This is a genomic window from Pseudomonas sp. LBUM1647 (genome assembly GCF_059716175.1).
The window spans coordinates 3,010,211-3,035,402 of sequence record NZ_CP166809.1; the positions used below are offsets into that span (position 1 = coordinate 3,010,211).

Below are 25,192 nucleotides of genomic sequence, written 5' to 3' on the forward strand. Positions count from 1 at the left end.
ATGGCTCAAGCGCTGACGGTTGCTTTATGGGCGGCCGGGACAGATTCAGCCTCGCGTTGCGCGGCGTCGTGGTAGTCGAGGTATGAACGTTGGATGGCGATGTGGTCTGCCACGTACTTGGCGTCATGCCAAACGCCCCAGATGAACGAAGACCCGCGACGGGACTGCCACGGCAGGCCGAGGAAATACACGCCTGGCTCGCTCGACACGCCGCGCTGATGCTGTGGCTTGCCGTTGGCGTCGAAGGCATCAACCTTGAGCCAGCTGTAATCCGTGGCAAAACCGGTGGCCCAGATGATCGAGGTCACGCCGGCCTTCACCAGGTCGAGCTCAAGAATTGGGTTAGTCACGCATTCCGGATCGGAAAAGGTAATACGGGCTTCAGGCTCTTCCGGCAGGTCCAGACCGTTGCGCTCGATGTAGGCGTCAGCCGCGTTGAGCAGCGCCAGATAGTTCTCATCGCCGCGCGCCAGGTTGTCGGCAAGGTTCGGTTGAAAAGTCGCTACGCCGCCGTTGAACGATTGGGTCAAACCCACCAGCGTCATGCCGCGATGGGCCAATCCACGGAAGTCCACGGTGCGGCCGCCATGCGCGCCACTCACCGCGATGGTGACGTGTTCCCGGCCGGGTTTCATGGCCGCCTGATCCCATTCGCCCAGCACACCCAACCACCAGCAGAAATCGCGGTTGCGATAGGCGCGAGGAGGGCGGTCGTGTGCGCCGACCGAGAGGTAAACCTTCTTGCCGGCCCGCTGCAATTCATCGGCGATTTGCACGCCCGACGAACCGGCGCCGACGACCAGAACAGCCCCTTCAGGCAGTTGCGCCGGGTTGCGGTACTCGGCCGAGTGGATCTGCAGAAATTGTTCATCTTTCGGTGCGATCGGCGGGATAACCGGACGCTGGAAAGGCCCGGTGGCAGCCACCACGCGGTTGGCCTCGATCACGCCCTCGGAGGTTTCAATGGTGAAGCCCGGGCGACCGACATTGCGTTCAACCTTCAGCACATCCACGCCAGTGCGGATCGGGGCGTTGAATTTCTTGGCGTAGGCTTCGAAGTAGTCGGCGACCCGCTCTTTCGGGACAAAGTCGTCGGGGCTGAGGTCGTCGAAATCGAGACCGGGAAAACGGTCGTGCCAGGCCGGACCGTTGGCCACCAGGGAATCCCAGCGACCAGTGCGCCAGCGTTCGGCGATACGGTTGCGCTCCAGCACCAGGTGCGGCACGCCGAGTTTGCTCAAGTGTTCACTCATGGCCACGCCAGCCTGACCGGCGCCAACAATCAGCGTATCTGTTTTTATTTTTTCAGTGGTCATCTCTATACCCTTCGAAGTTGGATTTAGGTCGGTAACGGCCTGCCATTTCTTGGGGTCAAGACTAGGGATCACCCTGGTATCGGTAAAATATTATTAAGCTGGCATTTGAGTATAAATAACTGATGCAGAGCGTTTGGTTCGGAGGCTCACCCTTTAAACGCTAGGCGCTGGCATCGGCTTCATGCTCGTCGGCGAAGGCCATGAGCACCTCCAGATCGAGTACATCCAGCTTGATTCGGGAGATAAAAGCGGAGAACGCCAGGTTGGCGGCGAGCAGACGCAGATCGGAGGCCCAGGCCGGGACGTGGACTGGCCCCTGGAGCCAGCCGGACTCGAAGAGCGGGGCCAGGCGGACGGTATCCCCCAGGCTGAGGCGCCCGGCGAACAAATGGCCCACCAGTTCCGGCCGGTTGTCGCGGATCGCGATGCGCAACAGGGTATGCACGCCGAGCAAACCGGTCAGGTAGGCGGCGTCCTTGGTGAACGCCGAGCCGCCGCGCAGGTCGGCGCCACGGAACACCCGCTGGGTCGAGCGGAAGGATTCTTCCTGTGACTGACCGGCGGCGAGAAAACCTTCGAATACCTGGATGAAATCGGCGCCATCCAGCGCCTGCTGGACCGCGAGCACGCGCAGGGCGAGGCGGCGCAGGCGGTTGATGTCCATGCTACCGGTGAACAGCTCGGCCAGGGTGGCGATGCCCTCTTGGGTCTGGGTCGTGCGTGGCGCCCCCAGGCCCAGGCTTTTGAGGTTGGGTTGCAGCGCGCCGTTTTGTGCCGTGGCGACATGCACGAAGGCCTCATGCTGCAACAGCTGGTTCTTGTCCAGTTCCGAGAACAGCGCACTGGCACGCAGGCGGATGCGACTGGCCCCGGCGATGGCCTTGGCGGCCAGGGTCGGATCGAGCACGACGGTGATCCGGCCGGGGCCGAAGAAACGGTCGAGTTCCGGCTGCATCCAGGCGGCGAAGACATCGGCTGGGATTTCTGCCGGGCACGGTGGAATTCGCGCACCGCCCAGAAGGGCGTCGGTGGTCTTGAGGAAGAATTGGGCCGCGTCCAGCATGCTCAGTTTCAGGCGTGTGTAGTAGAAGTCCGGCCGCCGGTACAGCGCTGACGAATACTGAGTAAAGGCGGGTGTGCCGATGGCACCGAGCATGTGCCCTGCCGTGGCATAGCTGCGCGCCGTCATGGCGAGGTGGCGCCCGGCCGGATGGCCCTCATCGCAGCGGCCAATAAAGGCTTCGAGGGCGGCGATGTCGGCGCTGTGGTCGCGCGGGCGCAGCTCGACCTTGGGCAGTTCTGCCTGCCCGGCGCGCCAACGTGTCAGGAATGCTTCTTCGACCCCATCCGGCCAGGCCAGGGCATCCAGCACGCGGATCTTGCGGGCCAGACCGGGCAGGGCGGCATCGAGTTCGGAGAGGGACGCGGCGCTCACAGAGATCTCCTTGGGAAACAAGGTTCAATCGCAAAAGTTTAGTCGTTGTCGTTGCATTGCGTGGTGAGAGGTCAAGTCTGAACTAAGCTTTTCGATGTGCTGGCGGATGCCGGGTCTTGGCCATCCTGGCACGGCTGAAAACCAGGACCACGCTGACACAGCTGCCGTGGCGAGGATGAGCGCATGCAAAGCACTGGAGAGCAAAAGCGGGCCCGTGTACTTGATCCGGTCGATCGTGTCACGGAGGTCATCTTCGGCCTGCTCATGGCAATGACCTTCACTGGGACGATCAGCGTGGCCACGTCTGGCCAGGAGGCGGAACGGACGATGATGATCGCCGCGCTGGGTTGCAACCTCGCCTGGGGACTCGCGGACGCCGTGATGTATTTGCTGCGAACCCTGATCGAGCGGACACGCAACCGTACGCTTCGCACCAACCTGCGCGATGCGACCGATGTAGCTGCCGGGCAAGCGCTCATTGCTGAGGCGTTACCCCCGCGTCTCGCAGCAGCGGCCGGCCCTGAAGAGCTGGAATCGTTGCGTCGCCGCCTGGTCGAGTATTCATCCATGCCGGTACAGCCGCGCCTCGGTTGGGATGATTTCAGGGGCGCGATCGGCGTTTTCCTGTTGGTGGTGTTGTCGACATTCCCGCTTGTCGTGCCGTTTCTGTTGCTCGACCAGACGGCGCTCGCCGTGCGCGTGTCTAACCTGGTCGGACTCGGGGTGCTGTTCATCGCTGGTTGGATACTCTCGAAGTACGCCGGCGCAAAACCGTGGCAAGGCGGTCTTGCGATGGCAGTCACCGGCGCTGTTCTAATCACCGCGATCATCGCGCTCGGTGGATGAGCAGATTGCAACCCTACGCTGTTTATTGGTGAGGTCTCGATCATGGCAAAGGACAAGAAGAAAGCCCCTAAGCGTAATGCTGCTGAAAACCTGAAGCTGAAGAACAAGGATTATCTGGATCAACTGCGCGGCCTGCACGTTGAACTGGTCAAGTTACAGGAGTGGGTTAAAGCCAAGGGCATCAAGCTCTGCATCGTCTTCGAGGGGCGCGATGGCGCTGGCAAGGGCGGGACGATCAAGGCGATCACCGAGCGCGTCAGCCCGCGTGTCTTTCGGGTGGTGGCGCTGACGGCGCCGAGTGATCGAGAGAAAAGCCAGATGTATGTCCAGCGTTACCTGCCGTACCTTCCCGCGGCTGGCGAAGTGGTGATCTTCGATCGCAGTTGGTACAACCGGGCGGGCGTCGAGCGGGTGATGGGGTTCTGCACCAAAGAGCAGGTGGCCAATTTCCTGAAGACAACGCCTCTGGTGGAGCGTGCAATCGTCGACTCGGGCGTGATCCTGCTCAAGTATTGGCTGGAAGTCAGCGAAGACGAGCAGACCCGCCGGCTTCAGGAGCGCATCAAGGATGGGCGCAAAATCTGGAAACTGACCCCCATGGATCTCAAGTCATACAGCCGCTGGTATGACTATTCACGTGCGCGTGACGACATGTTCAAGGCAACCGACACCGATCATGCCCCATGGCTGGTGGCCAACTCGAACGACAAGCGGCGGGCGCGCCTTAACATCATCACCGATTTGCTCAGCCGTATCCCATACAAGGATGTCGCACGCGAGGAGGTGATATTGCCCAAACGGCAGAAGCCAGGCGGCTATCGCGACCCGGATTATCCGCACCGGCGAGTGCCCGAAAAATTCTGACGGACACGTTTAAGCGTATCTGCGCTGTACACCTAAAGGCCACAGTTCTATGAGCGATTCGGACTCTTCGCCTCCCGTCCCGGAACCGGGCCGGATTGCACGCCGGGATACCGGCGACGAAACCGGCTGGAGCCGTTGGCTTCCTGGACTTCGCACGTTGCGCGGGTACCAGGTTGCCTGGTTGCGTCACGACATCATGGCCGGGCTGGTGCTCACCACGATGTTGGTGCCCGTCGGCATCGCCTACGCCGTGGCATCGGGCGTACCCGGCATCTATGGCCTCTACGCGACCATCGTTCCGCTACTCGCTTACGCATTGTTCGGGCCTAGCCGGATTCTGGTGCTGGGCCCGGATTCCTCACTGGCCGCCGTTATCCTGGCTGTGGTCCTGCCCCTGTCGGGCGGCGACCCGCATCGCGCCGTCGCCCTGGCGGGCATGATGGCGATCGTTTCAGGCACCGTGTGCATCTTGGCGGGCATCATGCGTTTGGGCTTCATTACGGAGTTGCTTTCCAAACCGATCCGCTACGGCTACATGAACGGCATCGCGCTGACCGTATTGATCAGCCAACTGCCCAAGTTTTTCGGTTTTTCGATTGAGTCCGACGGCCCGCTGAGAAACCTATGGGCTATCGCCACCGCGGTGATGGAAGGAAAGACCAACTGGACCGCGTTCATGATCGGCGCAGCCACCTTGGTCGTGATCCTGCTGCTTAAGGACTTCAAACGCGTGCCAAGCATTTTGATCGCAGTGGCAGGTGCGACCATCGCCGTCGGTGTGCTGGACCTTGGCACGCGTGCGGGTGTGTCGGTCCTCGGTGCTCTTCCACAAGGTTTACCTGCGTTCGCCATCCCTTGGATCACCCGCGCCGATATTGTCCCTGTGCTCATTGGCGGTTGCGCCGTCGCCCTGGTGTCGTTCGCCGACACCAGCGTGCTCTCGCGTGTCTATGCCGCGCGGACCCGTACCTATGTCGATCCGAACCAGGAGATGGCAGGGCTGGGTTTTGCCAATCTGGCGGCTGGGTTTTTCCAGGGCTTTCCAATCAGTAGCAGTTCTTCACGTACCCCCGTGGCCGAAGCCGCAGGCGCCAAAACCCAGTTGACCGGCGTTGTCGGCGCGTTGGCCGTTGCCCTGCTGCTGATGGTGGCGCCGAACCTGTTGCAGAGTTTACCCAGCAGCGCACTGGCAGCGGTCGTGATCGCGTCGGCCATCGGCCTGATTGAAGTCGCCGACCTGCGACGCATTTATCGCATCCAGCGCTGGGAGTTCTGGTTGTCGATCGTCTGCACCGTCGGCGTGGCCGTATTCGGTGCGATCGAGGGCATCGGGCTGGCCATCGTGATCGCCGTCATCGAATTTCTGTGGGGTGGCTGGCGGCCGTATTCCGCGGTGCTGGGGCAAGCCAAGGGGGTCAAGGGCTACCACGACATCCAGCGCTATCCCGACGCGAGCCTTATCCCCGGCCTGGTGCTGTTTCGCTGGGATGCGCCGTTGTTTTTCGCCAACGCCGAACTGTTCAATGACCGAGTGCTTGCCGCAGTGGCGGCATCGCCTACGCCCGTGCGCTGGTTGGTCGTTGCGGCGGAACCGGTCACCAGTGTGGACGTGACCTCTGCCGACGTGTTGGCTGAACTGGACGACACCTTGCACGCGGCGGGCATCAAGTTGTGCGTGGCCGAGATGAAGGACCCGGTCAAGGACAAACTGAAGCGATTCGGGCTTTTCGCACGGCTTGGCGAAACGGCGTTCTTTCCAACCATCGACGATGCCGTCGACAGCTACCTCGTGATCCATCCGGTGGATGGGGCGCGCTGAGTGGCATTGGCGTCACTCAGCGACGGTCTTTCTCAGCGTTATCCAGATTGACTGGATCGCCCGGTTGGACGCCGAGTTTGTCGCGAATATCCTCGAACATCGCGTCGTATTCCTTGTGCCCGCGCATAATGAGACTGGCATTGGCGGGCACTCCATGCTTGGCCGCAGCCTTTGCCACGCGGCTGGCAAAGTTGAAGGCCGTGTCGCGGTGCATATCGAATTCTTCAGTGAAGCTTTTACCTGAGACCTCTCCGTCCATCTTGAAGTGCATCAGCATGCCTTCCTTGGGGTCGCGGCGAACTTCATAGAAGACATCAATGTTGTATTCCGGGACTCCGGGAGTGCCAGGAGCATAAGTACGGTTTAGGTGACCGGGCTTGAACATGGGTGGCTCCTTTTCGGGTGGGTGGCTACCTTCTTGGCATCGGCTGGATTCGAGGATTCCAATCCATGTAAATCGCATTAATGGAGCGTGTTTCATAGCGTGGTGCTATCAATTTGTAGCCGCGCAAATCTCCCTTAGAGCTTAGGTGATCGCTCGGCGTTTTCTACCTTCAAGGTGCACGAAAGGTTTTGACAGCACGTCCGGCCGACGTATCTACGGGATTGAAAAGGCGTTCTTGTTGGATATCGATTCACTGGAAGCCAGGATGATACGAACAGCCATAACCACACCTACGAGAACGGCAGCAAGACCTGACGCTTCCAGAGGTGTTGGCAGCCGGCTATGAAACAACAAGCCGAGTAGTGTGGCGAACAGCGATTCAAGCGATATCAGTTGCCCGCAAAGCACCATGGGAAGACGACGGGACGCTGCGTTCCACGCCCAGGCCCCGACGAGTGAAGACATCAGCGCAATAACGAGGCCCCAGACGTACAAATGTCCTGCAAGGGAAACACCGAAACCAAGGGTTGGCAGCTTGAGAAGGTCGAGCGCCTGCACAACCGGTAGCAAGCACAAGGTGCCCATTCCGGCGCCCGCCATCATGAGGCCGGATGTAGCGTAAATCCTGAGTTTCAAAGCCCTCCGCCGAAGCGATACTGCCAGATGATGCCAATGGCATCGTATTCACTGCCCGTGCGGGTATGCCCGCCTTTACTCGCATTCAACTTTAGCGAATGGTTCCGGTTCAACGGTAGCGTGAGGGTGCATCCGTAGCGTGAGTTTTCCTGAAAATCGTGGTTGCCGACCCCATCGATTGAGCTACTCCCGCCAGCGAAGTAGGTCGTATCCAGCGCAGCCCAAACACCGTTGCTAAAGGCATAGATAAGATGCCCCTGTACCTGGTAAATCGGGTTCTGGGAAAGTTCATGGTCGCCGAGGAACTCGTCATTGTCGGTGTAAAAGGTTCCCGCGCCGGATAATTCCAGGGTCACTGGCCCCAGACGCTTGGAAATCCCCAGTTCGGGTTTGAATGACCAGCGGTTGTTGCCGAGATTTACCACCTTGCTAGCGTCGTATTGGCCGAGGGGCGCCGTGATCGCCAGGCTGGCGCCGATAATCACATCCTGTTGATAGCTGGGGAATTCAGCCAGGGACAGCGCCGGGGCGCCATATAAATTGACCGAAAACCGGAATCTTGGATCGATCAACCCAGTCACGTTACGCTCCTTGGGTTCACCGGCGAACAGAGCAGAGCCCGTCAATCTTGCCTCAGGCACGATGATGTCGAACTTTCCGGACCGGCCCCAGACGTCCAGAGATCTGGCAAAGGCAAACACGACAGTCTTTATGTTGAGCTTGGCATCCTGGAGCGGGATTGAGGGGTTGGCGGTCACACTGCCATGGAGATCGCTGTAGCCCATGAGCAGGAAATTGATCCCGACCGGCGTATTGGCGTAGGACCTGGGTTCGAGATCCTCTGCGACTGCACCGGGGGCTACGAGGATGAGCGAAGCGGATGCGAACCGAACAAGCCTGACGACGCAGAGTTTGTGTTTCATCCACATTCGCTCGCTTCCTGTGAGGACCCAGAGTTCTCTGTATTGTTGTAGCGCATCTGCATTCGTTTGGCACTTACAGGTGCCACCAGCACTTCACACTGGCCTGGGAACAGAGGAACGATTCCGGCGAGGGAGATCTCGGTCGATGCCCAACCAAACGGCCGGTTTTAGCGTTTGATCAGAGAAATTTTCGTACCTTCGATGCTGACCCCAGCCATTAACCCTTGCTGGTCGAAGATGAACGCGTACGCGTCGTCTTTCAGCGTCGAGCTGGACAGGCTCTTCGCAATCCCTTCATCAACTACAACAACCGTTGGTCCTACACCGATTTCCCAACCCTTGGTTTCAGTGACATATTTCAACGCTTTGTCGGTCATCAGAAAAACCACATAGCCATACGACTGGGCGCCTGCCTGTAGCCCCCACGACCCGCTGACGGAGTTGTAATAATCTTCTACTTTCGTGCCCTTCATTAATACGCCTTCGCCATAGGCCGGGTTCGTCTTCAGAGGTTGTTTTTGGCCGGACAGCGACGGTCTGAGCCAGGCCGTCGCAGAACTGAACCAGACCTCTGTCTGTTCAGCCATCTCCAGGGCATCATCAACCTCAATACCTAGGTACCTGACGGTGCTTTCAAGTTTCGCCCTGCTCAGATCGATATGGACGCAGGTGGGCTTTTGTAGGATTGTCCTGGGCTATGTCTAATAGATTCGACCGCCAAGAAAGAGAAAAATGGATACCCGGAAACTGCGTCACGTTCTAGGGCTGGTAGAGCACCTGACATTCACCCGAGCCAGTATCGAGGTCAACCTGAGTCAGCCGGCCCTGTCTCGGAGCATTCAGTCGATCGAAGCCGAACTTGGGGTTCGGTTGTTCGATCGTGGGCCAACAGGCGTTGAGCTGACACCCTACGGCAAGGTGTTTACTGAGCGGGCGCGCAAGGTGCTGGCCGAACTCAATGAGTTGCGCCGGGACATCGAGTTGGTGCGGCGTGGCGAGTATGGCGAGATTGCCCTGGGTTTCGGGCCGACGGCGGCCGCATTGCTCAAGGTGCCGTTGCTGGAGCATTTTGCCGTGAATGCACCGCAGGTACGGCTGACCGTTAAGGGCGGTACCTATGAAGAGTTGTTGAGGTTGCTGCTAGAGGAGAAGGTCGACATTTTTTTCGGCGATGTGGCGTTGCTGTCCTATCGTCAGGATTTGCAGGTTGATACGTTGCCGTGTTGGCGCAGCGGTTTCTTTTGTGCCGCCAGTCATCCTCTGGCGCAAAGAAGCCTGGTCTCCCCGGCCGAGTTGTTGAATTACCCCGTGGGCTGCATCAATTTGTCAGCCTGGGCCATGGCTGATCTGGATATGTATTTCGAGGGCTCTATCGAGGCAGCCATTCATTTTCAGACTGATGTGCTGGCGGATCTGGAGGCTTTGGCTCTGGCCGGGAACACAGTGATCTTTGGCAGCCGTCCGGCTTTTTGGCAGGCGTTGGGCAGCGGTCGGTTGCAGGAAGTCGCCTTGAGTCCGCCGCTGCAACGAAGCGCGCGTTTCGGCTCGGTCAGTCTTGCGGGACGCACTCTGGCCCCCTCGGTGAAGGGGGCCAAGGTGTTGGCCCATAAAATATTTTCAGGTTACGCCGAACTGCTGGCCGTGGCGCCCGCAGTTGACGATTGATCAACCTGGGGCCGGGTGCCATCAGCGTCGGCCGAGTGCTGCATTTCACGCAACAGCGGATCGATGTAGCGGTTGGCGTACCAGGTGTAGAAGCCGGTGACAGCGACACAGAACCAGAACAGGCCAATTCCCGCCACGATGCCGGTGGTCAGCCGCGACTCTGTTGACAGCGGCAGGGTCAACCAGTGGGGGTCAAATGCCACCAACAGGATAAAGCCGAAGTAGGCGCTCAGAGTCAACAGGGTCAGTCCCAGGCTTAACCTGAGGCGGACCTTTTTCAGGTTGGCCAGAAGCGCGTCGCTGTCTGGGGCAATGAGTCGGGTTGACATGGTAGATACCTCCTTGCAGTTGGGGGGGTAGTGAGCTACTGCATTGCTGGCGTTGATACCGGTCAGTGAGCGGTAATGCTGGGCATCGAACCTGGCGCGCTCGGCTTGGGCCGATGGGCTGCGGTCGGTGACCGAGGCGACCCAAGCGGCGAAAAAGGCCAGGCTCATGGAGAACAGCGCCGGGTTGGAATAGGGGAAAATTGCCGTATCGTGCCCCAGCACACCGACCCAGATTGTCGGCCCCAGTATCAACAGGCCCACTGAGGTGACGAGCCCGCACAGGCAGGCGGCGACCACTCCGCGGGTGGTCAGGCCGCGCCAGAAGATCGACAGGATCAGCATCGGAAAGTTGGTACTTGCGGCAATCGCGAACACCAGGCCGGCGAGGAAGCTGATGTTCAGGTTCTGCACCAGTTGCGAGAGCAGCAGGGCGACGACGATCAGGATGACGCTGGCACTGCGGAAAATTTTCAGCTCCCGTTGGGGATCGTTTTTTTGCTGGTTGAACAGGTGGGTGTAGATATCATGGCTGACCGCCGAAGCACCGGAGATGGTCAGGCCGGCGACTACCGCGAGGATGGTGGCGAAGGCCACGGCGGACATTACCCCCAGGAACAGTTCGCCGCCAAAGAACGTGCCCAGGTGCATGGCCGCCATATTGTTACCACCGATAAGGACCTGGCTGTCGGCGTCGAGAAACGCGGGGTTGCCTATGACGAAGATCGCCGCCCCCGCGCCGATCACCACCAGCAAGGTGTAGAAGTAGGCAATGATGCAGGTGGCGTAGAAGGCCGATTGGCGGGCGGCGGCGCCGTTCTTGACGGTGAAGAAGCGGATCAGGATGTGGGGCAGGCCGACCATGCCGAAGATCAGTGAGACCCCCAGGGAAATGGCATCTACCGGGTCGGCGATCAGCTTGCTGGGGGCCAGCACGGCCAGGCCCTGGGGATAGGCATGGACCACTCTGTCGAGCAACTGGTTGCCACTGAAACCCACACTTTTTAGCACCATGAAACACAGGAAGCTGCCGATCGCCAGAATCAACAGGGCCTTGATGATTTGCACCCAGGTGGTGGCCAGCATGCCCCCGACAAGCACATAAAACAGCACCAGAAGGCCGACCATACCCACCGAGAACAGGTAGGGGGTACCGAACAACAGTTGGATCAGTTTGCCGGCACCGACCATCTGCACCACCAGGTAGAACAGCACGATGACCAGGGAGTTGGCGGCGGTCAGCAGGTGCACCGGGCGCTTTTGCAGGCGGAACGAGACCACGTCCGACAACGTGTAATGGCCAAGATTGCGCAAGGGTTCGGCCACCAGGAACAGCAGGATCGGCCAACCGACCAGGGTGCCGACCCCATAGATCAGGCTGTCATAGCCGTATAGGGCCTGCATGGCCACAGCGCCGAGAAAGGTCGAGGCCGACATATAGTCGCCAGCCAAGGCGAAGCCGTTTTGCAAGGGGGTGATGCCGCCGCCAGCGTTGTAGTAGTCAGCGGCGCTGCCGTTACGACGGCTGGCCCAGCGGGTGATGCCGAGGGTCAGTGTAATCAGCAGGAAAAAGGGCACCAGCGTATGCCAGTTGGCGGTGTAACTACTGCCAGTAGCCGCACTGGCGGGGTTCGAAAGCAGCAAGAGCAGTGGTGAAAGACAAGCAGGCAGAGTTCTGGGTGTCATGCCGGGCTCCAGGCTATTGAGTTGTTGTTGTTGTTGTTGTTGTTGTTGTTGTTGTTGTTGCGTCAGGCGCCGAGTCGCAAGCGCACCAATTGCTCGAACATGGCGACGCCGATGCTCGCCACATCATCATTGAAGTCATAGTGTGGGTGGTGACACATGTGGCCGTCCTGCCCCAGCAGGAAATGGCAACCGGGACGTTCCTGGAGAAACACCGCGACATCATCGCCCGCCATGATCGGGGCAACGTTGTCGATCAGATTGTGGGCCCCGACCACGCTGTGCGCGGCGCTCATCACGTACCCGGTATGATCCGCACTGTTGACCACCGGCGGAGTGCTGTTGGACAGCGTCATATCGATTTGACACTGATAACTCAGTGCCAGTCCCTGGCAGACCTCGCGCATGCGCTCAATGACCTGCTGACGAACGCGGGTAGACAGGGTGCGCACGGTGCCATCGAGCAGGGCGAACTCCGGGATGACGTTATTGGTCTCTCCCGCCTGGAAGCGGCAGACACTAATGACTGAGCTTTCCACCGGATCGACGTTGCGACTGACGATGCTTTGCAGGGCACCCACCAGGTTCGAGCCGATGACGATCGGGTCGACGCTCAGGTGCGGCATACCCCCGTGGCTGCCCACGCCAGTGATGCGGATCGAGAAAAAGTCCACCGAGGCCATGAGGCCACCGGTTCGTACGCCGATGGTGCCCGCAGGCAGGGCAGGGTGGTTGTGCAGGGAATAGACTTCGTCGAAGGGAAAGCGTTGCAGCAAGCCATCCTCAAGCATGGCCAGACTGCCTTGGATAATCTCCTCGGCGGGTTGGAAAATCAGCACCACTTTGCCGCGAAAATTCCGCTTCTCGGCCAGGAGACGGGCCGTGCCCAGCAGGATGGCGGTATGACCATCGTGACCGCAGCCATGGAATATCCCCTGATGCTGGGAGCGATAGGAGGGCTGACCTTCCTCAACGATGGGCAACGCATCCATGTCGGCGCGAAAGGCGATACTCGGCCCAGGGCCAAGGCTGCCGTGGATCACCCCAACGACGCCAGTCTGGCCGATACCGGTATGGGTTTCGATATCCCATGAGCGCAGATGTGTTGCGACGAAGTTGGCGGTCCTGTGTTCCTTGAAGGCAATTTCCGGCTGGCTGTGAATCTGTTGGCGCCAGACGCGCATATCGGTGGCCAGGGCTTGGATTTCAGGGCAAATAGTCATATCAATGGATCCTTGGACTTGGAGGCTGAGAGTAGAGCTGGCCAACTCTTGCCCGGCATCATGCCGCACCGTAAATGCCTTGGACCAATGCAAACTTCAGGCGTAGCTATGCGTACTTTGCATAGCCGATTCCTGTAGTCATCGGCGGTTCAGCTATCTGGGGACGATCGCACAAGCGCACCACCCCAGGGTGACGCCAGGTGCCAAAGTAGTCCCGCTGCCTGCGCTGCTAGAATGCACGTACATTCTCAATTTTGGAGAACCAAGATGATCAGCAAAAACACGATTTGCCTCTGGTACGACGGCACCGCGTCGGACGCTGCGACGTTCTACGCCGAGACGTTTCCCGACAGCGCCGTGGGAGCTGTCCTACGCGCGCCTGGCGACTATCCGGCGGGCAAGCAGGGCGATGTCCTGACGGTCGAGTTCACGGTGATGGGCATCCCTTGCCTCGGATTGAACGGGGGCTCGGCGATCAAGCACAACGAGGCTTTTTCGTTCCAGGTGGCGACCGACGACCAAGCCGAAACGGACCGCTTGTGGAACGCGATTGTCGGAAATGGCGGCCAGGAAAATGTATGCGGCTGGTGCCAGGACAAGTGGGGAGTGTCATGGCAGATCACCCCGCGCGTTCTGACCGCCGCGATAACCAATCCTGATCAAGCAGCGGCCAAGCGCGCGTTCGACGCCATGATGGAGATGGGAAAGATCGACATCGCTGCGATTGAAGCGGCTGTTAAGGGTTAACCAACGCTGCTTGGGGCCGGGCGATTGACAAGCCACTTCTCCAACAACACTATCTGCCCATGACCTACACACCCCGCACGTACATGATGTATTCCTCCATGACCGCTTCCGGCGGGCCATGAGGTCATGCGTGCTTAGAACCTGACGTATTCACCAAGGCCCCGCCAGAAATGGACGGGGCTTTTTAGTTTCCGTCCGCCGATGGCTAACGGAGATTGAAATGTTAGAGATCAAACGAGCCAATCACGGCGATTGCCGGGCGGCATTCGACATTCGCCGTCAAGCGATACGGCATCAATGCATCGGCGCCTATACCCCGCAGCAAATGGACGCCTGGACGGCAGGGGCCGCTGAGGACGGATATTGCGACCTGATGGAAAAACACTTTTATCTGGGGTGTATTCAAGGAGAACCTGTGGCGACAGGCATGCTTGATCTGGAGAGGCGTGAAATCGGCGCGATCTTTGTCCTGCCTGGCTTTATGCAGCGGGGCATTGGCAAGCGCATTCTGGACTACCTTGAGTGCCTGGCGCGGGATCTGGGGCTGGAGGACGTTAATCTGGACGCTACGTTGAACGCCGCTCACTTCTACCGGCAATGCGGTTTCGTCGGTGAGCAGACGGCTATCTACCATTCGCCCTCCGGTCTGCAACTCGCTTGCATTCCGATGGTGAAGAGGCTTTTGCGTTATTGAGCGGTTACTGCGTTTTCCAGTGACCACCACCTGACTCGCAATCAATTTTCGCCTGACTCAAATGCTCAGCGCCGTAGTAATACGTAGTGACCTGAGCCTTGTCCGGAATATTCAGCGACGTGCTGTTCTTGTCCTTACTGGTGGAATGAGGATTGGCCAGCGATTCTTGCGTCAACGTGGCGATGCAAGTGGCCTGAGAATGATCGGCGCACTGTTCGACTTTTTTCTTGGTGGTGGTCAGCATTTCCTTGCTTTCGTTGCTGCAGGACCAATCGATGGCGTTCACTGGCATGCCTTCGTACTCGTAGCAACTATGCGTTTCGACCACCGGAACGGAAGGGCTTTGGGAGCGGGTCAGCACGTCACAGCCTTCAGCCATGACCAGAGTGGGACTCAGGCTGGCAAGCAGAAACAGCAGTCTACTGTTCATCGGGATTTCCTCTCCAATGGCGCCTTGTTTGATCAAAGATCAGCGCTGATAGGGTTTCGAAAGCGCGATGAGGTGCGGGGTTCCATTGGTTTTTTAGATCCGCTGCGGGAGGGGGCGCAAAAAGTGCAGGCCCGATGATATGCTCGCCGCGCCACGCGCTGGCAATCCAGGGAACACTCTTTAAGGAAGGGGATGGCGGATGATCGATTTCAACAACAAAGGCTTTTTCAAACTCAAGCAAAACAACGAGTACGCGGAGCGAGTCACCGCGCTGCTGCTGGACGGCGAGCAGGTCATTGATGCCTATAAATCAATGCGCGACGGCGTGGTGTTTACCAACAAACGAATCATCGCGGTGAACGTGCAAGGCATCACCGGCAGCAAAAAAGACTTCACTTCGTTGCCTTACAAAAACATCGTCGCTTACTCCGTGGAAACCTCGGGCACCTTCGACCTGGACTCTGAGCTGGAAATCTACTTCTCGGCGCTGGGCAGAGTGAAGTTTGAATTCACCGGAAGGACGTCGATGGTCGAGATTTCCAAACTCATCTCACAGCATCTGTTGGGCTGAGTTTTCAGGTTTCGTGACAGTTTTTCAGAGGTAACAATGGACGCATGGACACTGCATTGGCTGGAAGCCTCGGCGAGCCTTGCCGACCTTCGCTCCGATTTGACCGGCGAATTTGATGCTGCTTACAAGACGATCTCCCGTTTGATTCCGCCTCCGCGACTTGATGTGTTGATCCAGCGGCTCCCTGGCGAGACCATTCCTGAAATGGGCCTCGTGGGGCGAGCTTATCGAAGCTCAATGTTCACGATGACCATCGACCCGGACAACCCGAATTTGTTGCCCAGCCTGCGCACGGGCACGCTGCATCGACAAATCGTCCATGAGGTTCATCATTGCTTGCGCATGGCGGGGCCTGGCTACGGTTGGACCTTAGGTGAAGCTTTGGTCAGCGAGGGACTTGCCGGACAGTTTGTCCGACATTTGCTCGGCAACGACCCAGAGCCTTGGGAGTGTGCCGTTACCGACGCTGACCTGCTTCGCTCACCGGTCGACCTGAAGACCCTTGAGTCCACGCACTACAATCACAGCGAGTGGTTTTTCGGATTGGGTGCTCACCCGAAATGGCTTGGTTATACGCTCGGTTATCAGATGGTTGGGCGCTGGCTTGCGTCAGTGGGCGAAATCGATGCTGCAAGCTGGATCAACGTGCCTGCTCAAGATATTGTCGCCTCAGCGCTTGAGGAAGGCATTGTGGTGCTCTGACCCAACGACCGTTAAGGCATTCAAGCCTGGGAGCTGCGAGATGACTCAAACACTGGAACGCGCCATTGCCATCGCCGCCGCTGCGCATGAGGGGCAGGTCGACAAGGGCGGAAACCCTTACATCCTGCATCCGTTGAAAGTCATGTTGCGGGTCACGACGCTGGAAGAGCGCATCGTCGCGGTGCTGCATGACGTGGTCGAGGACTGCGGCATCAGCCTTGATGACCTGCGCAAGGAAGGCTTCAGCGAAGCCGTTCTGACCGCCATCGAGTCGGTCACTAAAGTGCCGGGTGAGTCCTATGAAGCCTTCGTCGAACGCGCGGCGCAGAACCCGATAGGCCGGGTGGTGAAACTGGCGGATCTGGAAGAGAACAGCGACTTGTCGCGGATCGCGCAGCCGTCGTGGGAAGACCTGGAGCGCGTTGAAAAATATCGTCGGGCGATTGGCGTGTTGCGTTCCTGACGAGCCGAACAAATAGATCAATTGCGCCCCGCACCGGGTAGCAGCTGGCGGAGCCTGCGTTCGGCTGCGGAGCAGTCGTGATGTCAGGCAACGCGATGATTCAGGAAAACCGTGTGCACAGGTTTTACGACTGCTCCGCAGCCGAACGCAGGCTTCGCCAGCTGCTACACAGTACGAGTTGCATTACTGCGCAATAACATCAGTGCGCGGGGAAGGAACCCCGAAGCAATGTGGATGAGCGTAGACCGTTTGATCGTCTCTGGATTGCCCTCTCCCACACGGGAGAGGGCAGGTGCCAAGCTTAGGTGTGATGAATTTCCCGATCCTTGGTTTCCGGCAGGAAGAACGTGCCAAGAATCGCCGTCATCACGGCGATGACGATGGGGTACCACAGCCCGTAATAGATATCACCCGTGGCCGCGACCATGGCAAACGCTACCGTGGGCAGAAAGCCGCCGAACCAGCCGTTGCCGATGTGGTAGGGCAGCGACATCGAGGTGTAGCGGATGCGCGCCGGGAACAGTTCCACCAGCCAGGCGGCGATCGGGCCGTAGACCATGGTCACGTAGATCACCAGGATGGTCAGGAGCAGCAGCACCATCGGGTAGTTGGTCTTGGCCGGGTCGGCCTTCTCGGGGTAGCCGGCGTCCTTGAGCGCGGTGCCAAGGGTGGCGGCGAAGGCGTCGTTCTTGGCCTTGAAGTCGGCAGCCGGCATGCCGGTGCCCTCGAAGCTCTGGATCACCTTGTCGCCGATGCGGACCTGCGCGACGGTGCCCGGTTCGGCCTTCTCGTTCTTGTAGGGTATGGCTCTCTTCGCCAGCACGGTCTTGGCGAGGTCGCAGGAGCTGGTGAATTTGGCCTTGCCCACCGGGTCGAACTGGAACGAGCACTGGCCGGGGTCGGCGACGACAGTGACCGGGTTCTTCTCCTGCGCGATGAACACGTCGGGGTTACCGTATTGGGTCAACGCATGGAAGATCGGGAAGTAGGTCGCTGCTGCAAGGATGCAGCCGGCCATGATGATGCCCTTGCGGCCGATACGGTCGGACAGACTGCCGAATATGACGAAGAACGGCGTGCCGATCAGCAGGGAGCCGGCAATCAGCAAGTTGGCGGTCTGCGGGTCGATCTTCAGCGTTTGCAGCAGGAAGAACAGCGCATAGAACTGCCCGGTGTACCAGACGACGGCCTGGCCGGCAGTGCCGCCGAGCAGGGCCATGATCACGATTTTGAGGTTGTCCCAGCGGGCGAAGGATTCGGTCAGCGGCGCCTTGGAGGACTTGCCTTCGGCTTTCATCTTCAAGAACACCGGCGACTCGCTGAGTTGCAAGCGGATGTACACCGAGACGATCAGCAGCAGGATCGACAGCAGGAACGGAATCCGCCAGCCCCAGGCCTCGAAAGCTTCGGTGCCGAGGACCGTGCGGCAGGCGAGGATCACCAGCAGCGAGAGGAACAGCCCAAGGGTTGCAGTGGTTTGAATCCACGAGGTGAAGTAGCCGCGTTTGCCTTTAGGCGCATGTTCCGCCACGTAGGTCGCCGCGCCGCCGTACTCACCGCCCAGGGCCAGGCCTTGTAGCAGGCGCAAGGTGATCAGGATGATCGGCGCCGCCACGCCGATGGTCGCGTAGCCGGGCAAAAAACCCACGACGGCGGTGGAGATACCCATGATCACAATGGTGATGAGGAAGGTGTGCTTGCGCCCGATCATGTCACCCAGTCGGCCGAACACGATGGCGCCGAAGGGGCGTACCGCGAAGCCCGCGGCGAACGCGAGCAGGGCGAAGATGAAGGACGTTGTTTCATTGACGCCGGCGAAGAAGTGCTTCGCAATAATCGCGGCGAGGGAGCCGTAAAGGTAGAAGTCGTACCACTCGAACACGGTGCCCAGGGACGAGGCGAAAATGACCTTGCGTTCCTCCTTGGTGACCCCGTGGTGGGGCGCGCTGCCCGTGGATGTGTTGTCGATTGCGGCCATGAGTCTTCTCCGTCTTGCTTTTGTTGTAGGCCGGAGTACCTCACTACCTTTTTGCCGCACCCAGGCCCTGGGGCTGATGTCGTCGGATGACGAATTGCGCGAAGTCTGCGAACAGGCTGACGGCCTCGCATCGCTGCAAGGTTTCTTGAAGCATAATCACGTTCCGCCAGATATCCACTCGCCATGACGCTCAACCCCAGGCTGACACGCCGCTGGAGGCGTGAAGACTCAAGTCTTGATCACGTACCCATAGGCTCGAATGCGACCCCCTTCCTGTTTCAAGTACACGCCCTGCAGTTCCGGCGTGAAGCCAGGCAGTGAGTTGATACCTTCCTCCAGCGCCAGGAAGTATTTGAGCACCGCACCGCCCCATATTTCCCCGGGCACCACGCAGAGCACGCCGGGAGGATAGGGAAGGGCACCTTCGGCAGCGATGCGACCCTCCGCGTCGGCCAGCGCCACCAGTTCGACGTTGCCACGGATGAATTCGAACTGTGCTGCCTGCGGGTTCATGGCTTTTTTCGGGAAGTGTTCCTTGCGGAACATTGCCTTCTGCAATTGCTGGACATTGTGGGTGCGGTAGAGGTCGTGCATCTCCTGGCAGAGTTGGCGAATGGTGTAGTTGCGATAACGCTCCTCGTGCTGCGCATAGATGGCCGGCAGCACCCGGCTCATCGGCGCGTCATCACTGATGAAGCGTTCAAAGCGCGCGATCTGTGCGGCGAGATGAGTCATCTTCGCCCAGTCTTCGGCCGGGGTGAGCAGGAACAGAATCGAGTTCAGGTCGCACTTTTCCGGAACGATGCCATTCTCGCGCAGGAAGTTGGCGAGGATGCCGGCATGGATGCCAAAGTCGGTGTAACTGCCATCGACCGGGTCGATGCCGGGTGTTGTGAACAGCAACTTGCAGGGGTCGATGAAGTATTGCTTGTCGGCGTAACCGCTGAAGGCATGCCAGCGATCCTTCGGATGGAATTCGAAAAACCGGATGTCGTTGGCGATGTCTTCAGTCGGATGGTCCTGCCAGGGGCGACCGTCAATGGTGTCCGGCACGAAGGGGCGGACCATGGTGCACGCTTCCAGAATCAACTTGCGCGCGTCAATACCGAACTTCACGCAGTCTTCCCACAGGCGCAGGCCACTGCGGCCGGAATGGATGCGCGCATTCACATCCAGTGAGGCGAACAGTGGATAAAACGGGCTGGTAGAGGCCTGGGCCATGAAGGCGTTGTTCAGCCGTGCATGGTTGCAATAGCGGGCCTGCCCCTTGATGTGGCGATCCTTCTTGTGGATCTGCGACGCCTGGGAAAACCCCGCCTGCTGCTTGTGCACCGATTGAGTGACAAAGATGCCGGGGTCGTTTTCATGCAGATCCAGCAGCAGCGGCGAGCAATCCTTCATCATCGGGATGAACTGTTCGTAGCCCACCCACGCCGAGTCAAACAGGATGTAGTCGCACAGTTTGCCGATGCGATCGACGACTTGTCTGGCGTTGTAGATGGTGCCGTCATAGGTGCCCAGCTGAATGATCGCCAGACGAAACGGCCGTGGCAGTTGGGCCTTGTCCGGTGCGACTTCGCTGATGAGTTCGCGCAGGTAATTTTCTTCGAAACAATGGGCGTCAATACCGCCGATGAACCCATAGGGGTTGCGCGCGGTTTCCAGGTAAACCGGGGTCGCCCCTGCCTGGATCAACGCACCTTGATGATTGGATTTGTGGTTATTGCGGTCGAACAGCACCAGATCGCCAGGCGTGAGCAACGCGTTGGTGACCACCTTGTTGGAGGCCGATGTGCCGTTGAGTACGAAGTATGTCTTGTCGGCGTTGAACACCTGCGCCGCGTGTTTTTGCGCCAGAAGTGCCGGGCCTTCGTGGATCAGTAAATCGCCGAGCTTGACGTCGGCGTTGCACATGTCGGCGCGAAACAGGGTCTCGCCGAAGAAGTCGAAGAACTGCCGGCCAGCCGGGTGTTTGCGGAAAAACTGGCCGCCCTGGTGACCCGGGCAGGCGAACGTAGCGTTGGCCGATTCGGTGTAATGCTTGAGCGCATCGAAGAACGGCGGCAGGAGACTTTCTTCATAGGCTTTTGCCGCGGTCTCCAATTGGTTGCCATGGTATTCGGCGTTGTTACGCGAGGGGTCAAAAATGCCATTCACCTGAAGCAGAACATCTTGCAGGTGCTTGTAGACGTCCCGGGCGCGGTTGCCGGAACCGGGAGAGGCGACGAGGAAAATGGGGATATCGAAACCGGTACGCTGCAGGGCGTCCAGGGCGCCCGCCATCACATCCTCCACAGAGAACACCGCCACCGCGACATCGGTGTAGTCGGTTTGATTGAGCGCAATCACTTCTCGGGAGGTCTGGAAACAATCGAACGCGGAATCACTGGCGGCTATTTTCAGGGCTTTCATGCGGGGCGAATCTCCTAGCGGACAGTCACTTGTCGGCTTTTTTTCAAGAGATCAATTTAGCGAGGGAGCCTTCAAGGTTCCCTGATCCAAATCATGTAGCCACTGGTTATAGACCATGTTGGGAGAGGTTATGGCGTTTCTACCGGCTGTTCCCCAAGACTGCCGACAGGCGCTCGACCACCTCTGCTTCGGCAACCCCTTCGTTGCCGCCTTCATGAAAGACCGCGCAACTCGCCGCGTTTTCGCCATCAACGCAGCGATAGACTGCCACTACACTGCCCGGACCGGCGCCGGTGTGTCCGCTCAAAGTAAGGCCGCCTGCCACCGCGCCCTGCATCAGTCCGAGGCCGTAACCCGCAGACATCCATGGGCGACCGGGAATCGGGCCGCCGAGTATGCGTGCCGTTTGCATCGCTTGCAGCAGCGGGTTTGGCAGAAGGTTGCCGGCCAGCAGACCGTCCAGACAAAGGGCGGCTTCCTCAAGTGGGCCAACCAGCAAGCCGTGATAGACCCAACCAGGGTCGTAGGATGGCGCGCTCCCCATGTTCACGCCCTCTAGATCGGCTCGCGTTTTGGCGAGGCGTACGCGGGTTAAACCGAGGGGGGCGAACACACGCTCCGTGAGCGCTGCTTCAAGCGTGCACCCCGTCACGCGTTCAATCAGTCGCACGACAAACAGATAGCCGACGTTTGAATAGCGCCAACCGTCCCCGGGTGCGTAGCGCAACCGGCTGGCATCAAGGCGTTGCAGCATGTCATCGGCCGACCAGGGCGTCTCATGGCGGGTCACGGCGTTGTGGTAGTCGGCGAGTTCGCCATAATCCGCCAGCCCTGCCTCATGCCGCAACAGCTGGCGCAGCGTGAAGGGGCCTTCAGCAACGGCCTCGTCCAGGTTGATCAACCCGTCACGCACCAGTGACAGCGCGGCAGCAGCGAGCACGGTTTTGGTAAAGCTCCACCAGGGCACCGTTGTATCCGGCGTTTCAGGCGTGACGAGAGCGCCGTTCGATACAAGGGAAAACAGCATGTGTTGACTCTGGCTGGAGGAGGGAGCGAATGGCCCTTGGTTTCTGCTGATCAGGCGTGGCCCAACGCAATCGCGAACGAGACCACGATCATGCAGGCAAAGGCAAAGTTTAGATTCATGAAGTTTTCATCCAAAACATTTGTGATGGCGCCATCTTGAACAAGTCACAAACAAATAAAAAATTCGGCTTCATGATTTGAATCATCGAAACAATTGATAGCCGGCTGGTTTGTGTTTATCCCGCAATGTGGCTAGTCTCGCACAAACACGCAATTACACGCAAAAGCGGGCAAAAACATGCACGACTCACACTCAGCCGCCGAACTTCCTCATCTGCGCCGGCAAAAAATCCTGTTGATCCTCGAACGTGACGGCAAGGTCATGGCGGGCGAGCTGAGCCAGCATTTCGCGGTGTCCGAAGACACCATTCGCCGTGATCTGGCGGAGCTGGCCAGCGCCGGGCTGGTGCAGCGGGTGCACGGCGGGGCGCTGCCGCGGCCCAAGGACACCGGCAAGGATTTTTTCACCCGCGTCAATGAAACCGATGAGGTGAAAACCCACCTGGCGCAACTCGCCGCTCGCCAGGTACAGGACGGCCAGATTGTGATTTTCGATTCGGGGAGCACGACGCTGCAGATCGCCCGATCGCTGCCTTCGGACATTGCCATTACGGCCGTCACCGCCTCGCCGATGATCGCAATCACCCTGGCCAAATACAAAGGCATCACGGTGATTCTGGCCGGCGGGCATCTCAATCCCACGACCCTATCGGCCAGCGGACAGGAAACCCTGCGGCTGATCGAGGGCATCAAGGCTGATCTGCTGTTCACCGGCGTCTGCGCGATTCACCCGGAAGTCGGCATCAGCTCCCTGCATTTCGACGAGGTGCCGGTCAAACAGGCAATGCTCGCCAGCGCCTCCCGTGTCGTTGCCGTCACCACCGCCGACAAACTGGGAGCGGTGGAGCCGTTCGTGGTCGCGCCGTGTCAGCGCATTCACACCCTGATCACCGAGCGTCATGTGGCGTCGGGCAATGTCGAGGACTATCAGAAGCTCGGGATTGAAGTGGTGCAGGTGGAGGCGTGAAGCCCGTTGGCGGACGTCGTCGATGCTTTTGAGGGTTGCCGTCAATGGCAGCTTTTCACCGCCAAGGTTCAGCTGCTCGCGATAGCGAGCGAAGTAACTGATCAGAATCATTGTGCGTCCTCCCACTGGAATTTCCCCGACCGGCCACCGTGTTTGCTGAGCAGACGGATCTCGCCGATGACCATGCCGCGATCCACCGCTTTGCACATGTCGTAAAGGGTCAGCGCCGTCACACTGACGGCGGTCAGTGCTTCCAGTTCGACGCCGGTCTGCCCCTCGAGGCGGCACGTACCGACGCTCTTTACGCTGTCGGGCGCACAGGCTTTGAGCTCGACATGAATCGAACTGAGTAGCAAGGCGTGGCAGAGGGGAATCAGCTCGTGGGTCTTTTTTGCCGCCATGATGCCGGCGATCCGGGCGACGGCGAACACATCGCCTTTGGGGTGGCCGTCGTTCTGAATCAGCTTCAAGGTCTCGGGGCGCATGCGCACCCAGGCATGTGCCTGGGCTTCACGCTGGGTCGAAGTTTTTTCACCCACATCGACCATGTTCGCGCGGCCCTGACTGTCGAGGTGGAAGCGCGGCAGGGGCCAGAATGTCCAGTTGCGGCAGCGCCTGCTCCAGCGCATCCACGCCGCACAAGCCGCAACCGCGAGTGCTGGCCATTTGCCGGCGATGATTTTTCAGTGCCCAGAAAGCGCGGCTGGAAATCTGCACATCCGCCTGACAGGCCTGGTCGAAATGCGAGAGACGGACATCGTAGATTTCGCTGAGGTCTTGGACGATGTCGTTACTGACGCTGAACCCCCGAATGAAATCTTCCAGACCTGGTTGCTGGTCAAGACCGAGGGCATGCTGGAATCGCGGATGCGGATGCGGATGCGGGTGTCGTGGCGGGGACATTGCGATTGTTGATGCATGCGGCCGGGATGAGTACCCACTGACGATCGCCGCAAAAAGAATCCCGGAGCCCCATGACAGGGCTCCGGGTTTTTTCTATCGGTCGTCCCGAACTCACTGCGCCCCGAACATCGCTGTCCAGTAAATCCCCGGATCACTCTTTGGATCAACGGCATATGCCGCGCCCAACTCCCGGTACTGTGGGTTCATCAGGTTCGCGCAGTGACCGGCGCTGGACACCCAGCCATCGACCACCTTGCGCACGGTGTCTTGGCCGGCAGCGATGTTCTCGCCGACCTGCCCGCCACTGTAGCCTGCCAGCTCAGCCCGATCACCCGGCATGCGGCCATCGCGGTCCTTGTGATCGAAGTAATTGTTGTTGGCCATTGACCGGGCGTGCTCCTCGGCCGCCGTCGCCAGCGTGGCGTTCCAGGCCAGTGGCGTGGTGGCGGCAAAGGATTGCGTGCCGCATTGGCGCGGCTGGCTGCGTACGATGTTGAGCTCGGCCAGCAGCTTCTGGCCTTCCGCCTGCCAGTCGCCCAGGCGAGCGCTCAACAGTGGACGCGCCAGCACGATGCGCCACTCCCGGTCTTGGCGGCTGACGCCGATATCGACGAATTGCGGGTCCAGCACGATCTGGCAAAAACTTTCCTGAATGGCTTTCATCGCCGACGGCGCATCGCGCGGCCCGGACAGGCTGATCGCCTGTACATTCTTCATCGGATAACCCGCGCTGGCCATTGCCTGCTGCAGATTGCCGACGCTGTTGGCATTCAACGCCAGCCGTGGGTCGCCGGCCAGCGGTGGCAGTTCCTGCGAGACCTGACCTGCGCAGCGCTGCACCTGGCTGCGGTAGAGGTTGATCGAATCAATCAGTTGTTTCTCGTCGGCCGCCAACGCATTCACGGCGAACAACATCCCCAGTGACAACGTGGCAAGACGCATAGCAGATGATTTGAAGCGCATGGAAATCCCCTTGAGCTGACTGCGCCCATGATGCGCGATTTCACCCCCGCGAGCGCAATGACTTTTCACGCCCCAAGACAGTTTTTTTGTCCGTC

General features: G+C 59.3%; 22 protein-coding genes and 5 pseudogenes. 10 read left to right on the forward strand and 17 right to left on the reverse strand.

What is annotated here, in order from left to right:
• Positions 1-5: 5 nt before the first annotated feature.
• On the reverse strand, positions 6-1,316 hold the full coding sequence (locus tag ACA059_RS13700; RefSeq protein ID WP_497634297.1) for a flavin-containing monooxygenase: 1,311 nt from the start codon (positions 1,314-1,316) through the stop codon (positions 6-8).
• A 160-nt stretch (positions 1,317-1,476) separates the two neighbouring features.
• Positions 1,477-2,751 carry a peptidase MATCAP family protein gene (locus ACA059_RS13705; RefSeq protein ID WP_497634299.1) on the reverse strand — a complete coding sequence of 425 codons (1,275 nt, stop codon included), beginning with the start codon at positions 2,749-2,751 and terminating at the stop codon, positions 1,477-1,479.
• Positions 2,752-2,934: 183 nt separating this feature from the next.
• On the opposite strand from ACA059_RS13705, the gene ACA059_RS13710 reads away from it, so the two are divergent.
• Genes ACA059_RS13710 through ACA059_RS13720 form a run of 3 tightly spaced genes read left to right on the forward strand, consistent with a single transcriptional unit; the run spans position 2,935 to position 6,280 of the window.
• Positions 2,935-3,597, forward strand: coding sequence for a hypothetical protein (locus ACA059_RS13710; RefSeq protein ID WP_497634300.1), 663 nt, complete (start codon positions 2,935-2,937; stop codon positions 3,595-3,597).
• Positions 3,598-3,639: 42 nt separating this feature from the next.
• On the forward strand, positions 3,640-4,461 hold the full coding sequence (ppk2, locus tag ACA059_RS13715; protein WP_497634302.1) for a polyphosphate kinase 2: 822 nt from the start codon (positions 3,640-3,642) through the stop codon (positions 4,459-4,461).
• 49 nt (positions 4,462-4,510) lie between these two features.
• Positions 4,511-6,280, forward strand: a complete 1,770-nt coding sequence (locus ACA059_RS13720; protein WP_497634304.1) for a SulP family inorganic anion transporter — start codon at positions 4,511-4,513, stop codon at positions 6,278-6,280.
• 16 nt (positions 6,281-6,296) lie between these two features.
• On the opposite strand, the gene ACA059_RS13725 is transcribed toward ACA059_RS13720, so the two are convergent.
• The 4 genes and pseudogenes from ACA059_RS13725 to ACA059_RS13740 all read right to left on the reverse strand — a co-directional run.
• A complete protein-coding gene (locus tag ACA059_RS13725; protein ID WP_497634306.1) occupies positions 6,297-6,665 on the reverse strand; it encodes a DUF5064 family protein in 369 nt (122 codons plus the stop codon).
• A 213-nt stretch (positions 6,666-6,878) separates the two neighbouring features.
• Positions 6,879-7,283: pseudogene (locus ACA059_RS13730) on the reverse strand (DMT family transporter); the annotation flags it as partial.
• Positions 7,284-7,297: 14 nt separating this feature from the next.
• Complete coding sequence (locus ACA059_RS13735; RefSeq protein WP_497634308.1) at positions 7,298-8,230, reverse strand: transporter; 933 nt, start codon at positions 8,228-8,230, stop codon at positions 7,298-7,300.
• A 161-nt stretch (positions 8,231-8,391) separates the two neighbouring features.
• Positions 8,392-8,718: pseudogene (locus ACA059_RS13740) on the reverse strand (lipid-binding SYLF domain-containing protein); the annotation flags it as partial.
• Between the two features lie 238 nt (positions 8,719-8,956).
• On the opposite strand from ACA059_RS13740, the gene ACA059_RS13745 reads away from it, so the two are divergent.
• Positions 8,957-9,889: a LysR family transcriptional regulator gene (locus tag ACA059_RS13745; RefSeq protein ID WP_497634309.1), complete on the forward strand. Its 933-nt coding sequence runs from the start codon at positions 8,957-8,959 to the stop codon at positions 9,887-9,889.
• Here ACA059_RS13745 and ACA059_RS13750 read toward each other — a convergent pair.
• From ACA059_RS13750 to ACA059_RS13760, 3 genes and pseudogenes are all read right to left on the reverse strand, one after another.
• Complete coding sequence (locus ACA059_RS13750; RefSeq protein WP_497634676.1) at positions 9,847-10,218, reverse strand: DUF485 domain-containing protein; 372 nt, start codon at positions 10,216-10,218, stop codon at positions 9,847-9,849. The two genes, ACA059_RS13745 and ACA059_RS13750, sit on opposite strands and share 43 nt — an antisense overlap.
• A 30-nt stretch (positions 10,219-10,248) precedes the next feature.
• Positions 10,249-11,901: pseudogene (locus ACA059_RS13755) on the reverse strand (sodium:solute symporter family transporter); the annotation flags it as partial.
• Positions 11,902-11,963: 62 nt separating this feature from the next.
• On the reverse strand, positions 11,964-13,121 hold the full coding sequence (locus tag ACA059_RS13760; RefSeq protein WP_497634311.1) for a M20 aminoacylase family protein: 1,158 nt from the start codon (positions 13,119-13,121) through the stop codon (positions 11,964-11,966).
• Positions 13,122-13,388: 267 nt separating this feature from the next.
• Here ACA059_RS13760 and ACA059_RS13765 point away from each other — a divergent pair, with 267 nt between their 5' ends.
• Positions 13,389-13,868 carry a VOC family protein gene (locus ACA059_RS13765; RefSeq protein WP_497634313.1) on the forward strand — a complete coding sequence of 160 codons (480 nt, stop codon included), beginning with the start codon at positions 13,389-13,391 and terminating at the stop codon, positions 13,866-13,868.
• A 220-nt stretch (positions 13,869-14,088) separates the two neighbouring features.
• Positions 14,089-14,562 (forward strand): GNAT family N-acetyltransferase, encoded by a 474-nt coding sequence (locus ACA059_RS13770; protein ID WP_497634314.1) that lies wholly within the window; start codon positions 14,089-14,091, stop codon positions 14,560-14,562.
• 4 nt (positions 14,563-14,566) lie between these two features.
• Here ACA059_RS13770 and ACA059_RS13775 read toward each other — a convergent pair whose 3' ends face one another.
• The gene (locus tag ACA059_RS13775; protein ID WP_497634315.1) at positions 14,567-14,992 is read right to left on the reverse strand and encodes a hypothetical protein; all 426 of its coding nucleotides are present in this window, start codon (positions 14,990-14,992) and stop codon (positions 14,567-14,569) included.
• A gap of 199 nt (positions 14,993-15,191) precedes the next feature.
• On the opposite strand from ACA059_RS13775, the gene ACA059_RS13780 reads away from it, so the two are divergent.
• From ACA059_RS13780 to ACA059_RS13790, 3 genes are read left to right on the forward strand one after another with little or no spacing between them, the layout of a single operon-like run.
• On the forward strand, positions 15,192-15,563 hold the full coding sequence (locus ACA059_RS13780; RefSeq protein WP_046049313.1) for a PH domain-containing protein: 372 nt from the start codon (positions 15,192-15,194) through the stop codon (positions 15,561-15,563).
• 36 nt (positions 15,564-15,599) lie between these two features.
• Positions 15,600-16,265, forward strand: coding sequence for a DUF2268 domain-containing putative Zn-dependent protease (locus tag ACA059_RS13785; protein WP_497634317.1), 666 nt, complete (start codon positions 15,600-15,602; stop codon positions 16,263-16,265).
• 40 nt (positions 16,266-16,305) lie between these two features.
• Positions 16,306-16,728 carry an HD domain-containing protein gene (locus ACA059_RS13790; RefSeq protein WP_497634318.1) on the forward strand — a complete coding sequence of 141 codons (423 nt, stop codon included), beginning with the start codon at positions 16,306-16,308 and terminating at the stop codon, positions 16,726-16,728.
• Positions 16,729-17,029: 301 nt separating this feature from the next.
• On the opposite strand, the gene ACA059_RS13795 is transcribed toward ACA059_RS13790, so the two are convergent.
• From ACA059_RS13795 to ACA059_RS13805, 3 genes are all read right to left on the reverse strand, one after another.
• Positions 17,030-18,706: an MFS transporter gene (locus tag ACA059_RS13795; protein WP_497634320.1), complete on the reverse strand. Its 1,677-nt coding sequence runs from the start codon at positions 18,704-18,706 to the stop codon at positions 17,030-17,032.
• A gap of 228 nt (positions 18,707-18,934) precedes the next feature.
• A complete protein-coding gene (speF, locus tag ACA059_RS13800; protein ID WP_497634321.1) occupies positions 18,935-21,118 on the reverse strand; it encodes an ornithine decarboxylase SpeF in 2,184 nt (727 codons plus the stop codon).
• A 139-nt stretch (positions 21,119-21,257) separates the two neighbouring features.
• Positions 21,258-22,145 carry a serine hydrolase domain-containing protein gene (locus tag ACA059_RS13805; RefSeq protein ID WP_497634322.1) on the reverse strand — a complete coding sequence of 296 codons (888 nt, stop codon included), beginning with the start codon at positions 22,143-22,145 and terminating at the stop codon, positions 21,258-21,260.
• 297 nt (positions 22,146-22,442) lie between these two features.
• Here ACA059_RS13805 and ACA059_RS13810 point away from each other — a divergent pair, with 297 nt between their 5' ends.
• A complete protein-coding gene (locus ACA059_RS13810; protein ID WP_497634323.1) occupies positions 22,443-23,231 on the forward strand; it encodes a DeoR/GlpR family DNA-binding transcription regulator in 789 nt (262 codons plus the stop codon).
• A gap of 6 nt (positions 23,232-23,237) precedes the next feature.
• Here ACA059_RS13810 and ACA059_RS13815 read toward each other — a convergent pair.
• From ACA059_RS13815 to ACA059_RS13830, 4 genes and pseudogenes are all read right to left on the reverse strand, one after another.
• Positions 23,238-23,342 (reverse strand): annotated as a pseudogene (locus ACA059_RS13815) (molybdopterin synthase sulfur carrier subunit); the annotation flags it as partial.
• Positions 23,339-23,860: a cyclic pyranopterin monophosphate synthase MoaC gene (gene moaC, locus ACA059_RS13820; protein WP_497634325.1), complete on the reverse strand. Its 522-nt coding sequence runs from the start codon at positions 23,858-23,860 to the stop codon at positions 23,339-23,341. The gene moaC and the pseudogene ACA059_RS13815, both read right to left, overlap by 4 nt.
• Positions 23,802-24,062: pseudogene (locus tag ACA059_RS13825) on the reverse strand (formate dehydrogenase accessory sulfurtransferase FdhD); the annotation flags it as partial. The gene moaC and the pseudogene ACA059_RS13825, both read right to left, overlap by 59 nt.
• A gap of 183 nt (positions 24,063-24,245) precedes the next feature.
• Positions 24,246-25,097: a CAP domain-containing protein gene (locus tag ACA059_RS13830; RefSeq protein WP_497634327.1), complete on the reverse strand. Its 852-nt coding sequence runs from the start codon at positions 25,095-25,097 to the stop codon at positions 24,246-24,248.
• Positions 25,098-25,192: the final 95 nt, after the last annotated feature.

Coding starts and splice junctions, on each gene's coding strand:
- ACA059_RS13700 (WP_497634297.1), bottom strand. CDS start 1,316: ATGACCACTGAAAAAATAAAAACAGATACGCTGATTGTTGGCGCCGGT.
- ACA059_RS13710 (WP_497634300.1), top strand. CDS start 2,935: ATGCAAAGCACTGGAGAGCAAAAGCGGGCCCGTGTACTTGATCCGGTC.
- ppk2 (WP_497634302.1), top strand. CDS start 3,640: ATGGCAAAGGACAAGAAGAAAGCCCCTAAGCGTAATGCTGCTGAAAAC.
- ACA059_RS13720 (WP_497634304.1), top strand. CDS start 4,511: ATGAGCGATTCGGACTCTTCGCCTCCCGTCCCGGAACCGGGCCGGATT.
- ACA059_RS13725 (WP_497634306.1), bottom strand. CDS start 6,665: ATGTTCAAGCCCGGTCACCTAAACCGTACTTATGCTCCTGGCACTCCC.
- ACA059_RS13735 (WP_497634308.1), bottom strand. CDS start 8,230: ATGTGGATGAAACACAAACTCTGCGTCGTCAGGCTTGTTCGGTTCGCA.
- ACA059_RS13745 (WP_497634309.1), top strand. CDS start 8,957: ATGGATACCCGGAAACTGCGTCACGTTCTAGGGCTGGTAGAGCACCTG.
- ACA059_RS13750 (WP_497634676.1), bottom strand. CDS start 10,218: ATGTCAACCCGACTCATTGCCCCAGACAGCGACGCGCTTCTGGCCAAC.
- ACA059_RS13760 (WP_497634311.1), bottom strand. CDS start 13,121: ATGACTATTTGCCCTGAAATCCAAGCCCTGGCCACCGATATGCGCGTC.
- ACA059_RS13765 (WP_497634313.1), top strand. CDS start 13,389: ATGATCAGCAAAAACACGATTTGCCTCTGGTACGACGGCACCGCGTCG.
- ACA059_RS13770 (WP_497634314.1), top strand. CDS start 14,089: ATGTTAGAGATCAAACGAGCCAATCACGGCGATTGCCGGGCGGCATTC.
- ACA059_RS13775 (WP_497634315.1), bottom strand. CDS start 14,992: ATGAACAGTAGACTGCTGTTTCTGCTTGCCAGCCTGAGTCCCACTCTG.
- ACA059_RS13780 (WP_046049313.1), top strand. CDS start 15,192: ATGATCGATTTCAACAACAAAGGCTTTTTCAAACTCAAGCAAAACAAC.
- ACA059_RS13785 (WP_497634317.1), top strand. CDS start 15,600: ATGGACGCATGGACACTGCATTGGCTGGAAGCCTCGGCGAGCCTTGCC.
- ACA059_RS13790 (WP_497634318.1), top strand. CDS start 16,306: ATGACTCAAACACTGGAACGCGCCATTGCCATCGCCGCCGCTGCGCAT.
- ACA059_RS13795 (WP_497634320.1), bottom strand. CDS start 18,706: ATGGCCGCAATCGACAACACATCCACGGGCAGCGCGCCCCACCACGGG.
- speF (WP_497634321.1), bottom strand. CDS start 21,118: ATGAAAGCCCTGAAAATAGCCGCCAGTGATTCCGCGTTCGATTGTTTC.
- ACA059_RS13805 (WP_497634322.1), bottom strand. CDS start 22,145: ATGCTGTTTTCCCTTGTATCGAACGGCGCTCTCGTCACGCCTGAAACG.
- ACA059_RS13810 (WP_497634323.1), top strand. CDS start 22,443: ATGCACGACTCACACTCAGCCGCCGAACTTCCTCATCTGCGCCGGCAA.
- moaC (WP_497634325.1), bottom strand. CDS start 23,860: ATGCGCTGGAGCAGGCGCTGCCGCAACTGGACATTCTGGCCCCTGCCG.
- ACA059_RS13830 (WP_497634327.1), bottom strand. CDS start 25,097: ATGCGCTTCAAATCATCTGCTATGCGTCTTGCCACGTTGTCACTGGGG.